Here is a 12,671-nt window from a genome sequence, read left to right on the forward strand (position 1 = left end):
ACCCGCATAGCTTGACCGAACTGCACCCTGCCGGTCGTCAGTGGTGCGGGTGCTCCCTGCGGCTTGGTCCGAGGGAGGACGCGCCCGTCGCAGTCCTCCAGGAAGATCTCTTCATCTTTCAGGCACGCTATCCGATTGTGTAGGCGGTGTCTGTCGGGGCTGCCATAGCGTCGGGCCGCACAGAAGCTGCCTCTCAGCTGAACTGCTCGTCCCTGCCATGGAGCCATGCAGCTGTGTCGAGGACCCTAAGCACACCGATGTCCTCACCGATGCCTGCCAGGCCGCGGACGTCTTCGAGATGGGCTACCAACGTGCGGTCGTCAGCGCGAAGTGCGCGGCGCACGTCAGACCAAAAGCTCAAGTCAGTTGGGGGGCGCTCGAAGACCTTCTTGATCACCGAATCGTAGACAGGCAGCAAGCGAGGGCGCTTGCGAGCAAGTAGTTTCCCAGCGCCGACTGAGCCTATGCCGTCAACATCGCGCAGGCTCTGCCACAGGTTCCACGCTGGACTGTCCATGGCAACGTGCCGCTCCTCCGCTGCCGCGAGCTCAAGGTCCACGGGAATCTGTGAGAGTAGACGGCCATAAGGGTTGCGACCCGTCGGCTCTAGCACCTGGAGGACTGCCCGTACTGGCACGTCAACACTCAACGTGGCAACGGCAATGAAGTCCGCCAGCGTGAAGTGGCATCCTCCGGCTGGTCTCCGCCGCCTGTCAACCGCTCGAACCGCGCACCGGTATAAGCCGGCGCACCGTTGGGGAGGACCGCCCAGTAACGACGCAGCAGGCCAGCAACGTATTGCCGATCCCACAAGACCGCCGGGATCTTCAGCGTCATCGGGCCTCCTGGCGCTGTGCCGGTGCGTTGATACGCGGCCGCACCGCCCTCCTACTCAACAGGGTCACCAAGGCGGTGGCGGTTGTCAGCGCGGCCTCGGCCGCCTCCTGGGACACGGGGACCTCCTGCGGACCGCCTGCGTGCCGGTCACTGTGTCCTTCCCACAGGTCCGTAAGCATGGCGACCACCCCGCCGGTGTTGCCCGGCTTCCCGGACTTGTCCGTCAGCACGTATTCGTACCTCGCGTCCGCGTTCCGGAGGTGATCGCGGACCTTGCCGAGCGTGGGCAGCTGGTCACGTGGCAGGAACATCGGACAAGCAACAGCCTCAACCGCGCGGATCAAGTCAACGTAGGCACCGCTGGGGTCGGTGTGCACCGCCATCAGCTTGTCGCGCGCCCGCTCAAGGTACTGCCGAGCCGCAAGGTAGCCGCTGCTCTCAGCGGCATTCGCTGCCACGCCCAGCGCCTCGCTGAGACCCGCCTCCATCCTCCGTTGGAGGCCGCGCTGATCCGGGGTCACCTCGTATACCGACCGTGACTCAACCAGCAAGCGGTTCAGCGGCTCGACAATACGCTTGGTCCGTCTGACACTGCCGCTGAACCAGGTAACAAACGGCGACTTCTCCGGGGCCGGCGGTTCGGTGCACAGCAAGCAGAGCAAGTCGTCAACGACGTCCCAAAGGACTTCCCGCTCCGTTCCCCAGGCCAGGAAGAGCACGTATGGGTCAGGAGGCAGTGGCACAACTGGCGCTAGGACGGCACGAGTGGTCTCCGTCCTCGTTGCCTGCTCCGCCTCCCAGCGCCGGTCGAGCCGTGCCTGCTCCAACTCGCGGTTTCGCAGCTGGCGTTCGTATCTATCCCAATCCGCCTGCGGTAGGACGAGATCCAACCGCACCGTCACATGGTGTGCCTCGTCGGGATCCAGTGCCGCCGTCTCCTGGATCCAAGCGCGGAGCGCAGGTTCGAGGGACGCTGGCATGCCCTCCATGAGAGCAGGCACAGGAGCCGTGCCCATGCGAACGGACAGGCGGTGACGGGTGGTTGATCTCATAGGCCGACGATAGCGCCCTGAAGGTACACGCCACCTTCCCAATTTCCACACACAGCGGCCCTGGACACGAAGCGGGCCGTAGGCCGACGGAAGAGGACACAGTTCGACCACTTCTTGCGGACTGCGGACTATACGTGGACAAGGACGGCTAGTGAGGAGCCGTACAACCCGCTGACCAGGAGTAATAGGCGATTCGCAGGGTGTCTCCGGAGCCGCGTGTACAGGTGCGGGTCCTGTTGGCGGCACCCACCGCGAGATGCCCAGAGGTCCCGTCGACACCAGAAGTGCGAGACCCAGGTTTCGTATATGAGCGAGTGGGTGGCCCGGAACAGGCGCCGAAGCACCCACCCAATACGAGGACTACCGATAAAAGACGGCGACGCCCCCATGATGCGAGCAAGCCCCCTGGTGGTGAGCGGCATACGAATACGAGCCGTCGTTGCACAGGGCCGTCGCGCCGCCGCCCCCCGAGCTGGAGCCCCCTGACGAACTCGATCCGCCGGACGAGCTGGAACCGCCGCCGGACGACGAGCCGCCCGACGTCGAACTTCCCGACCCCGCCGCGGCCGCGTGGGCGGTGACCGTCACCCGGACCTTGACCTTGACCGTCTTGGTCACCGTCGGCGCGGGCTCCGGCTTCGCGGTCTCCGTCGCCGTTGCCGTTGCCGTGGCTGTCGCGGTGACCGTGGCCGTGGCCGTCGGGAGGGCCTTGGTGTTGGCCACCGACTTCGTCGTGTTCGGGTTCTGGCCGTCGGCGCCGGCGCTGCCTATGCCCAGGATGAACGCGAGGCCCAGGGCGGGCAGCACGAAGCGCTTGCGGGCCCACTTGGGTGCGAGACGGGCCGGCGGCGGTCCGGGCGGAGGCTGGAACGGCGGCTGAGGCTGGTAGTAGCTCATAAGAGATCCCCCCGTGCGAGTACGTGAGGGATGAAGCTATCTACGCCGGCACGTCGCGCGTGAGGAACTCGTGAAGACGGTGACCGAGTTGTGATAATTCAACTCTCAACTACCCATGCAGCCGCTCGCGTTCGCCACGGAGCCAGGCCGCACGTGCGCCGGTCGCCGTCACTCCGGCAACTCCACCACCGTCTCCTCGTTCTCATTCGCCGCGTACGGATGCACAGGCGAGACCGGTGTGTACGGGGTGAACCACGTGTCCGGGTCCTCCGGGGTCGCCGGGTGGGGGGAGGTCGGGGGGTGGAGGGTCGTGGCGAAGGTTTCCAGGGCCTGGGTCACCTCGTCCGACAACAGACTGTAGAGGTCGGCTGTTACCTCGGCCTGGTTCAACAACGACTTCAGGAGGAGTTCCTCGGCCAGGCAGGTGGGGTGGTCGAACGGGGGGCGGGTGAGGCGGCCCGTCAGGGTGATCGCGGTGACCGTGAGGCGACGGGTGAAGAGGACCGTGTAGGCGTCCGCCAGGTGCGGGGGCAGGTCGTCCAGAATCATGAACGTGGCGTTGCTGCGGGCGACCGTGGGGCCGTCGTCCTCCAAGGCGGCCAGGTCGGTGAAGAGTTCGTCCACCAGGAGGTCGATCGCGTAGACCACGGCGCCCGCCGCTATCTCCGCCGCCTCTCTGCCGACCTCGCACTCCGGCACCGACTCGTCGTGGCCGAACGCCTCCAGGGTGAACGCCGTGAGGCTCGGCGCCAGTTCGCGCAGCCTCGTCCGCATCGCCTGGCTCTCGGAGTGGCCGGGGGTGTCCGGGGGCGCGGGGGTCGTGCCCGCCGCGTGGCGCCGGGCCCGTTCCGCCGGGTCGGACGGCGGGGCGTCCGGGCCGTCGGCCGCGTCCAGGCTCTCCTGGAGCAGCTCGGAGTTCAGCTCCACCGCGCAGCGGGTCAGGCGCCAGTCGGACAGCGCCTCGGTACGTTCCATCAGCTCCGTCACCACCTCCCGCGCCGCGTCCTCCGCGAACTCCAGCGCCGGGGCGTCCACGAACAGCTTCAGCAGGGCCCCGCCGGGGTGGGCGGCTATCACGTCGTCCAGCAGGTCGACCTCCATGCCGTCCGGGCCCTCGACCGCCTCCAGCGAGTCGAAGCCCTTGCGCAGCAGGAAGACCACTCCCTCCCGGCGCAGCGCGTCGAGTTCCGGAGCCCCCTGGGGCGGGGCCATCGCCACGGTCACCACGTATGTCACCTGTTCATCGTGCCTGAGTGCGCGGCGTTCGGGGAGGGGAATCCGAGGTACGGGACGCGAGGGCGTGCGCGGGCGGTGACCCGGCGTACGTGGCTGACGCTGGTCCTGGCCGTCCCAGGCCACCGCTCCAGGTCAGGCCCACTGCCCTACCTCATGCGGCACGGGCTGGCATGGGACGACGTCCTCGCCTCCACCCCCACCCGCACCACCAACCCCAGCCCCGCCCCTCAAGCCGACCGCTTCCCCGAAGCCGCCTTCTTCTTCGCCGGCGCCTTCTTCGCCGCCGCAGCCTTCTTCTCCCCCGCCTTGGACGTCGACTTCGCCGTCGCCTTCTTCGCGGCCCCCTTCGGCTCCTCCGCCTTGGACGTCGACTTCCGCGCGCTCGCCGTCTTCTTCGCCGCCGTCTTCCCCGTGGTGGACGTCGACTTCTTCGCGCCCGTCTCCTTGGGGGTGCCGCGGCCGTGGAGGTTGCGGACCTCCCCCGCGCCCTCCGCGCCCCGCGACTCGCGGGCCTCGCGGACGCTCTTCTCGAGGGCCGCCATGAGGTCGAGGACCTTGCCGCCGTCGGCCGGGGCGGGGGTCTCGGGCGGGGTCTCGCCGGCGGCCTTGGCGGCGATGACCTCCTCCACGGCCTCGCGGTACTCGTCGTGCAGGTCGGCGAGGTCGACCTCGCCGAGGGTGTCCATGAGGGCGTCGGCGAGGTCCAGCTCCTTGTCGCGGACGGTGACGTCCACGTCGGGGGCGACGCCCTCGGGGGCGCGTACCTCGTCCGGCCAGAGCAGGCCGTGCAGGACGATGACGTCGCCGACCACGCGCAGCATCCCCAGCCGCTCCCGCCCGCGCAGCGCGAACTTGGCGATGGCGACCTTGTGGCTGCGCTTGAGGGCCTCGCGCAGCAGGGTGTACGGCTTGGCGGCCGGCGCTCCGGCGGCGGCGATGTAGTACGCCGCGTCCATCTGGAGCGGGTCGATGCGTTCGGCCGGTACGAAGGCGACGATCTCGATCGTGCGGGCGGTGGGCAGCGGGAGGTGGGAGAGGTCCTCCTCGGTGATCGGGATCATCTCGCCGTCGGCGCCCTCGTACGCCTTGCCGATCTCGGACTGGGTGACCTCGCGGTCCTCCAGTTCGCAGACCTTGCGGTAGCGGATGCGGCCGTTGTCCTCGGTGTGGACCTGGCGGAAGGAGACCGCGTGGCTCTCGGTGGCGTTCACCAGCTTGATGGGGATGCTGACGAGGCCGAAGGAGATGGCGCCGTTCCAGATGGATCGCACGTGCCGGGTCCCTTCCGTACGGTTTCGATTTATCCGATTCGTCCCGTTTCTGCGATTGTCATCCTATGACGCCAGTGACGGAGGTGGAGGGGCGGCGGGTCTCGCTCAGCAATCTGGAGAAGGTGCTGTACCCGGAGACCGGCTTCACCAAGGGCGAGCTGCTGCACTACTACGCCACCGCCGCGAGGGTGCTGCTGCCGCATCTGCGGGACCGGGCGGTGTCCTTCCTGCGCTATCCGGACGGCCCCGACGGTGAGGTGTTCTTCGCCAAGAACGTGCCGCCGGGTACCCCCGACTGGGTCACGACCGCCGAGGTCCCCCGTTCGGCGGGCGCGGCCCGGATGGTGGTGGTCCAGGACCTGCCGAGCCTGATGTGGGCGGCGAACCTGGTGACCGAGTTCCACACCCACCAGTGGCTGGTCCAGACCCCGGACGAGGCCGACCGGCTGGTGTTCGACCTCGACCCCGGCGCGCCCGCGACGGTCGTCCACTGCTGCGAGGTCGCCCTGTGGCTGCGGGAGCGGCTCGCGGCGGACGGGATCGAGGCGTACGCCAAGACCGCCGGGTCCAAGGGGCTGCACCTGCTGGCGCCGGTGCGGGGCGGGTCCTCGGCGGAGGCGAGCGAGTACGCCAAGGCGCTCGCGGTGGAGGCGGAACGGGCGATGCCGGGGCTGGTGCTGCACCGGATGACGCGCAGCCTCCGGCCCGGCAAGGTGTTCGTCGACTGGAGCCAGAACGCCGCCCGCAAGACCACCGCCGCCCCCTACACCGTGCGTGCCCGCAGCACCCCCACCGTCTCCACGCCCATCACCTGGGACGAGGTCGAGAACTGCCGCGCACCGGCCGAGCTGACGTTCCTCGCCGAGGACGTCGCGCCCCGGGTGGAGCGGTACGGGGATCTCCTCGCGGGCCTGCTGGACCCCGAGCGGGCGGCCCGGCTGCCCTGAGGCTCACACCCACGTCCGCCGGTCCCGGGCCCGCGCGTACAACGCCTCCACGTCCGCCGGGCGCAGCACGGCACCCGGCCGGGCGAGTCCCGGCAGTTCCGTGTCCCGCAGCACCCTCAGACCGGGCGCGGCCTCGACGCTCACCTCGGCCGGGTCGACCAGGACCAGCACCGGGCGTACCCCGGCCGTCAGGGCGTACGTGGCCCGGTCGGCGTCGGCGCGCAGCCGGCGCGGGAGCGGCTCGGGCGGGCGGCGGCCGATCGCGGCCAGCGGGCCGGAGACCCGTACCCGCCGCCCGCGGGCGTACAGCGCGCCGAGGACGAAGAGGCCGGCGGGGCCGATGAGCAGGTGCGGGATGCGGCCGCCGCCGGGGAGCGGTACGGAGTGCAGGGTGTGACAGCCCGCCTCCTCCAGCCGGTCCAGGGCGGCACCGACGGTCTGTTCCGCGAGGAGGGCGCGGCGGCGCGGGTCGGCACGGAACCTGGGGGCGGGGTCGCGGTCGAGGGCGACCAGCAGGGCTTCGCCGGGGCGGTTCGGGGCGAGATCGTCGTCCGGGGGCAGGGTCAGCCGGGCGAGTTCGGCGGCGTCGGGGACCGGGGGCGGGCCGAGGGTCACCGGGCCGGTGAGGAAGGGCTTCAGCACGTCCAGCACGTCCCGCTCGCGCTCCGCGACGAGCAGGCTGACCCGGCCGCTCCCCCGGTCGTACCAGGCGACACCGCCCCCGCCCGCGTCGCACACGTACAGCCGCCCCCGGCTCGGCACCACCCGCAGTCCGCTCATCGCACCATCACCCCCACCCATGGGACCAGCCCCCCACGAAGGGAGCAAGCACGCCCTCCCCGATGGCCCACTGCGGCGCGCAGACGCACCCCGGGACTCCTAATGTGGCGGTTAGTCAATTACGCCCGCTTTCGGAGGTCTTCCATGTCCCTGCGTTCCGTCCTCTTCCACGGCCTGGCTCTGGCGGCCGTGACGGGCGTACTGCTCGGCGGGGCCGTGCCCGCCGGTGCCGCGGACGGCCCGGCCGGGGGTGCGCCGGCCGCTCAGGCGGAGGACGGCGCCGGGGGCCCCGACGGGCACGCGGGCGGCCGGGGCGACCGCGACCCGCGCCGGTACGAAGGCGTGGTCACCGCCAAGGGCGGCATCTGGCTGCACGACCGCCCCGACCGCGGCACCCGCCGCGTCCGCTTCGCGGAGCAGGGCGAGCACGTGTCCATCTACTGCAAGGTGAACGGCGACCGGGTGGGCGGCAACCCCCTCTGGTACCTGCTCACCGACGGCACCTGGGCGTGGGCCTCGGCCCGGTACATCGGCAACGTGGGGCCCGTCCCCCGCTGGTGCTGAGATCCCGCCAGCGGAACACCCGCCGATGACCCAGGCCGGGACCGCGCCGCCCGCCTCCCGCACCGCCACCCCGCGCCCCCGGCTGCCCCGGCGGCGCGGGGTCGAGCTGGCCCTGATCGTGCTGGCCGTGCTGCTGTCGGTGTACGGCTACTGCGCGGTCGGTCTGGCCCGCACCGGCGCCGTACCGCCCGGCGCGGCGGGGTACGGGGCCGGGCTCGGCGGTCTGGCGCTGCTCGCGCATCTCGCGGTGCGGCTGCGGGCGCCGTACGCCGATCCGCTGCCGCTGCCCATCGCGGTGCTGCTGAACGGGCTCGGGCTGGTGCTGATCTACCGCCTGGACCTCCAGACCCCGGCCGACCGGGCGGCCCCGGCGCAGTTGGTGTGGTCGACGCTCGGGGTGGGGCTGTTCATCGTGGTGGTGCTGGTGCTGCGCGACCACCGGTTGCTCCAGCGGTACTCGTACGTGTGCGTGGCGGCGGCGCTGGTGCTGTTGCTGCTGCCGATCCTGTTCCCGGCGGTCAACGGCGCCCGGATCTGGATCAGGATCGCCGGGTTCTCCATCCAGCCGGGCGAGTTCGCCAAGGTGCTCCTCGCGGTGTTCTTCGCTGCGTACCTGGCCGCCAACCGCAGCGCGCTCGCGTACACCGGGCGCCGGCTCTGGCGCCTGCAGTTCCCGACCGGGCGGGTGCTCGGGCCGATCGTGACGATCTGGCTGCTGAGCGTCGGCGTGCTGGTGCTGGAGCGGGACCTCGGCACCTCGCTGCTGTTCTTCGGCCTGTTCGTGGTGCTGCTGTACGTGGCGACCGGGCGGACCGGCTGGATCGCGGTGGGGCTGGTGCTGGCGGTGCTCGGCGCGTGGGCGGTGGGGCATCTGGAGCCGCATGTGCACGGCCGGATCGAGGACTGGCTGCACCCCTTCGCCACCATCGACGCGGGGCAGGGACCCAACCAGCTCGCCCAGTCGCTGTTCGCCTTCGCGGCGGGCGGCATGACCGGCACCGGGCTGGGGCTCGGCCACTCCACGCTGATCGGCTTCGCCACCAAGTCGGACTTCATCCTGGCGACGGCCGGTGAGGAACTGGGCCTCGCCGGACTCGCGGCCGTCTTCCTGCTGTACGCCCTGCTGGTGGAGCGGGGTTTCCGGGCCGCGCTCGCCCTGCGGGAGCCGTTCGGGCGGCTGCTGGCGGTGGGTCTGGCGTCGATCCTGGCGCTCCAGGTGTTCGTGATCGCGGGCGGGGTGACCGGGCTGATCCCGCTGACCGGCATGGCGATGCCGTTCCTCGCCCAGGGCGGCTCCTCGGTGGTCACCAACTGGGCGATCGTGGCCCTGCTGATCCGGGTGAGCGACTCGGCGCGCAGCCAGTACGACGGCGAGGAGGCCCCGTGAGCGGACCCGGCGAGTACGGCGACACCCCCGCCAATCGCCCGATGGCCCCGTACATCCGGCACGCCCTGGTCTTCTGCGGCCTCCTCCTGCTGGCGCTGCTGGCGAACGCGGCCCGGGTGCAGGTGGTCGAGGCGGGCGCGTACGGCGACAACCCGGCCAACCGGCGCTCGGCCATCGCCCGTTACCAGCAGCCGCGCGGGAACATCCTGGTCGGCGGGGCGCCGGTGACCGGCTCCCGCGACACCGGGGAGCAGTTGCGCTACGAACGCACCTACCTGGACGGCCCGTTGTACGCCCCGGTGACCGGCTTCGCCTCGCAGCGGTTCGGCTCGACGTTCCTGGAGCACGCGGAGGACCGGCTGCTGTCCGGCACCGATCCGCTGCTGTCGGCGTTCCCGGTGTGGCACGACTCGGCGAGCGAGGCCGCGCCCGGCGGGAACGTCGTCACCACGCTGAACGCGAAGGCGCAGCGGGCCGCGTTCCGGGGACTGGGCGGCCGCAAGGGGGCGGTGGCCGCGATCGAGCCGGCCACGGGCAAGGTGCTGGCGCTGGTGTCGACCCCGTCGTACGACCCGGCGCGGCTGTCGGGGAACGGTACGGGCACGTCGGCGGCGTGGGAGCGGCTGAACGCCGATCCGGACAAGCCGATGCTCAACCGGGCGGTGCGGCAGACGTATCCGCCGGGGTCGACGTTCAAGGTGGTCACGGCGGCGGCCGCGCTGGACGCCGGGGTGATCACGGACCTGGACGCGCCCACCGACTCCCCCGACCCGTATCGGCTGCCGGGCACCACGACCCGGCTGACCAACGAGGCCGACGGGTGCCGGGACGCCTCGCTGCGGGAGGCGTTCGCGTGGTCCTGCAACACGGTGTTCGCCAAGCTGGGCGTGGACGTGGGGCTCAGGGACATGGCGGCGACCGCGGGGGCCTTCGGCTTCAACGACACGAAGCTGCGGGTGCCGTTCGCGGTGGCGGAGTCCACCTTCGACACGGTGGTGGACAAGGCGCAGCTCGGGCTGTCCTCCATCGGGCAGTACAACACGCGGGCCACCCCGCTCCAGATGGCGATGGTGTCGGCGGCGGTGGCGAACGGCGGGCAGGCGCGGGCGCCGTACCTGGTGGAGCGGACCACCCGGTCCGGGGGCGAGACGGTCGCGGGCGGGGGCGCGCATCCGCTGACGCAGGTCATGCGGTCGTCGACGGCGTCCCGGCTGAAGGAGCTGATGCGGGACGCGGTGGAGCGCGGCACCGGCGGCAACGCGGCGATCCGGGGTGCCACGGTCGGCGGCAAGACGGGCACCGCGCAGCACGGGGTCGGCAACACCGGGCTGCCGTACGCCTGGTTCGTCTCCTGGGCGCAGGCGGACGGCGCGCCGGAGCCGGCGGTGGCGGTCGCGGTGGTCGTGGAGGACGCCTCGGCGGACCGGGGGGAGATCAGCGGGGGCGGGGACGCGGCGCCGATCGCCCGTGACGTGATGCGGGCGGTGCTCGGGTCCTGAACCCCGCGCGGCGGAAAGGGGGTTCCTCGTCGGTAAAAGTCGTGCGCGAGGGATTGACGCCCTTGCTGACACGCAGTCTCATAAGAGGCGGACGACGACGTACCCCTGGCTGGACGAGGTGACTAGAGGCCATGACGACCCTGACGGAACCGGACGCGCTCGACGGACTGCGCGACGCGCTGGGCGCGCTCAAGGACCGGGAGCAGGTGGCCGAGCGACTGCTCGTCTCCTCCGCCAAGCACTCCTTCGACCCGGACAAGGAGCTGGACTGGGACGCCCCCTTCGAGGAGGGCAAGTGGTTCTGGCCCCCGGAGCTGGTGTCGCTGTACGGCACGCCGCTGTGGCACAGGATGAGCGAGGAGCAGCGCATCGACCTCTCCCGGCACGAGGCGGCCGCGCTCGCCTCGCTGGGCATCTGGTTCGAGCTGATCCTGATGCAGTTGCTGGTCCGGCACATCTACGACAAGCCGGCCACCAGCGCCCATGTGCGGTACGCGCTCACCGAGATCGAGGACGAGTGCCGGCACTCCAAGATGTTCGCCCGCGTGGTCACTCGCGGCGGCACCCCCTGGTACCCGGTGAGCCGGGCCCACCAGAACCTCGGGCGGCTGTTCAAGACCATCTCCACCACGCCCGGTTCCTTCACCGCCACCCTGCTCGGCGAGGAGGTGCTGGACTGGATGCAGCGGCTCACCTTCCCCGACGAGCGGGTGCAGCCCCTGATCCGGGGCGTCACGCGCATCCACGTGGTGGAGGAGGCCCGGCACGTCCGGTACGCCCGTGAGGAGCTGCGCCGCCAGATGGTGACGGCGCCGAAGTGGTCGCGGGAGTTCACCCGCGTCACCTCCGGCGAGTTCGCGCGGATCTTCTCCATCGCCTTCATCAACCCGGAGGTGTACACCAACGTCGGCCTCGACAAGCGCGAGGCGCTGGCCCAGGTGAAGGCCAGCGGGCACCGGCGCGAGGTGATGCAGACCGGCGCGAGCAGGCTCACCGACTTCCTGGACGAGATCGGCGTCCTGCGCGGTGCCGGACGGCGGCTGTGGAAGGCGTCGGGACTGCTGGCGTAGCGGAGGGCCACCGGGAGGGGGCGGCCTGGAGGGAAGCGATTACGCTGCCAGTCATGACCCCGCAGGCCGCCACCCCCGCCTATCGACGCCTCAGCGTGGAACAGCGCCGCAGCCAGCTTCTGGAATCGGCGCTGGCCCTCTTCGCGCACCGCGCCCCCGAGGACGTCTCGCTGGACGACGTGGCGGAGGCGGCCGGGGTCTCCCGCCCGCTGGTCTACCGCTACTTCCCCGGCGGCAAGCAGCAGCTCTACGAGGCCGCGCTGACGTCGGCCGCCGAGGCGCTGCGGCTCTGTTTCGACGAGCCCCACGAGGGGCCGACGGCGGCGCGGCTCGCCCGGGTCCTGGACCGCTACCTGGCCTTCGTGGACGAGCACGACACCGGGTTCAGCGCCCTGCTCCAGGGCGGCAGCGTGGTGGGGACCTCCCGGACCACGGCCATCGTGGACGGGGTGCGCCGGGCCGCCGCCGAGCACCTCTACAGCCACCTCGGGGTGGCCGACCCGGGGCCACGGCTGCGGATGACGGTGCGCATGTGGATCGCGGCGGTCGAGGCGTCGTCGCTGATCTGGCTGGACGAGGACAAGCGGCCGCCCAGGGACGAGCTGCGGGACTGGCTGGTCGAGCAGTTCACCGCCGTCCTGGTGGTGACCGCCGGGCGCGACCCGCAGACGGCGGCGGTCGTCGCCGCGATCAGCGGGGATGACCGAGACTTGAGCGTGTGAAGAGTCAGGACACCCCCTTCGAGGGCGGACCGATGGACGGCCGGGTGCTGCCCGTGCTGCTCGGCCCGACCGGCCACCCCCCGAAGACGTACCGCATCCCCGTCCCCGACGCGGCCGGCGGCCCGCCCACCGTGCTGGTCTACCGCCGCACCCCCCGCGGGCACACCAGACGGCTGGGGCTGGTGCGCGGGTGGAAGTACGTGCACGACCCCGAGGGCCTCGGCGACGCCGACCGGCTCCGCTGGCCCTGGTCGAAGGCGAGGCCGAAGCCCGCCGCGGGGAGCGATCCAGACACCACGCCGGACGGCAAGCCGGACGACCCGGCCGGGTGACAAGGTTGCGCCGGACCGCCCACAGTGGGCGTGCGCACCAGGCAGGACAGGTCACAAGCTCACGGTACGGAGGCAGG

General features: G+C 71.3%; 14 protein-coding genes. 7 read left to right on the forward strand and 7 right to left on the reverse strand.

The window, feature by feature from the left end; translation table 11 throughout:
- Positions 1 to 193 precede the first annotated feature (193 nt).
- From OG448_RS09810 to OG448_RS09835, 6 genes are all read right to left on the reverse strand, one after another.
- Positions 194 to 649: a DUF6308 family protein gene (locus OG448_RS09810; protein ID WP_405552838.1), complete on the reverse strand. Its 456-nt coding sequence runs from the start codon at positions 647 to 649 to the stop codon at positions 194 to 196.
- Positions 646 to 837, reverse strand: coding sequence for a hypothetical protein (locus OG448_RS09815; protein WP_405552840.1), 192 nt, complete (start codon positions 835 to 837; stop codon positions 646 to 648). Before OG448_RS09815 ends, OG448_RS09810 begins: the two co-directional genes overlap by 4 nt.
- Complete coding sequence (locus tag OG448_RS09820; protein ID WP_405552842.1) at positions 834 to 1,817, reverse strand: hypothetical protein; 984 nt, start codon at positions 1,815 to 1,817, stop codon at positions 834 to 836. Before OG448_RS09820 ends, OG448_RS09815 begins: the two co-directional genes overlap by 4 nt.
- 432 nt (positions 1,818 to 2,249) lie before the next feature.
- Complete coding sequence (locus tag OG448_RS09825; protein WP_405552844.1) at positions 2,250 to 2,786, reverse strand: DUF3761 domain-containing protein; 537 nt, start codon at positions 2,784 to 2,786, stop codon at positions 2,250 to 2,252.
- Positions 2,787 to 2,954: 168 nt separating this feature from the next.
- Entirely contained in the window at positions 2,955 to 4,022 is a 1,068-nt protein-coding gene (locus OG448_RS09830; RefSeq protein ID WP_405552846.1) for a hypothetical protein, read from the reverse strand.
- Between the two features lie 227 nt (positions 4,023 to 4,249).
- Complete coding sequence (locus OG448_RS09835) at positions 4,250 to 5,293, reverse strand: Ku protein (protein ID WP_405552847.1); 1,044 nt, start codon at positions 5,291 to 5,293, stop codon at positions 4,250 to 4,252.
- Between the two features lie 65 nt (positions 5,294 to 5,358).
- On the opposite strand from OG448_RS09835, the gene ligD reads away from it, so the two are divergent.
- Positions 5,359 to 6,240: a non-homologous end-joining DNA ligase gene (ligD, locus tag OG448_RS09840; protein WP_405552849.1), complete on the forward strand. Its 882-nt coding sequence runs from the start codon at positions 5,359 to 5,361 to the stop codon at positions 6,238 to 6,240.
- A 3-nt stretch (positions 6,241 to 6,243) separates the two neighbouring features.
- Here the strand turns inward: ligD and OG448_RS09845 are convergent, their stop codons facing one another.
- A complete protein-coding gene (locus tag OG448_RS09845) occupies positions 6,244 to 7,020 on the reverse strand; it encodes an NERD domain-containing protein (RefSeq protein ID WP_405552851.1) in 777 nt (258 codons plus the stop codon).
- Positions 7,021 to 7,164: 144 nt separating this feature from the next.
- On the opposite strand from OG448_RS09845, the gene OG448_RS09850 reads away from it, so the two are divergent.
- The 6 genes from OG448_RS09850 to OG448_RS09875 all read left to right on the forward strand — a co-directional run bounded on the left by OG448_RS09850 (position 7,165) and on the right by OG448_RS09875 (position 12,594).
- On the forward strand, positions 7,165 to 7,584 hold the full coding sequence (locus OG448_RS09850; RefSeq protein ID WP_405552853.1) for an SH3 domain-containing protein: 420 nt from the start codon (positions 7,165 to 7,167) through the stop codon (positions 7,582 to 7,584).
- A gap of 25 nt (positions 7,585 to 7,609) precedes the next feature.
- Entirely contained in the window at positions 7,610 to 8,971 is a 1,362-nt protein-coding gene (locus OG448_RS09855; RefSeq protein WP_405552854.1) for an FtsW/RodA/SpoVE family cell cycle protein, read from the forward strand.
- A gap of 41 nt (positions 8,972 to 9,012) precedes the next feature.
- Positions 9,013 to 10,470 carry a penicillin-binding transpeptidase domain-containing protein gene (locus OG448_RS09860; protein WP_405558741.1) on the forward strand — a complete coding sequence of 486 codons (1,458 nt, stop codon included), beginning with the start codon at positions 9,013 to 9,015 and terminating at the stop codon, positions 10,468 to 10,470.
- Positions 10,471 to 10,601: 131 nt separating this feature from the next.
- Positions 10,602 to 11,540, forward strand: coding sequence for a diiron oxygenase (locus OG448_RS09865; RefSeq protein ID WP_405552856.1), 939 nt, complete (start codon positions 10,602 to 10,604; stop codon positions 11,538 to 11,540).
- Between the two features lie 53 nt (positions 11,541 to 11,593).
- Positions 11,594 to 12,262, forward strand: a complete 669-nt coding sequence (locus OG448_RS09870) for a TetR/AcrR family transcriptional regulator (RefSeq protein ID WP_405552858.1) — start codon at positions 11,594 to 11,596, stop codon at positions 12,260 to 12,262.
- Positions 12,259 to 12,594, forward strand: coding sequence for a hypothetical protein (locus OG448_RS09875; RefSeq protein WP_391294464.1), 336 nt, complete (start codon positions 12,259 to 12,261; stop codon positions 12,592 to 12,594). Before OG448_RS09870 ends, OG448_RS09875 begins: the two co-directional genes overlap by 4 nt.
- Positions 12,595 to 12,671 lie beyond the last annotated feature (77 nt).

The organism is Streptomyces sp. NBC_01171, from assembly GCF_045039805.1.
GTDB lineage: Bacteria > Actinomycetota > Actinomycetes > Streptomycetales > Streptomycetaceae > Streptomyces.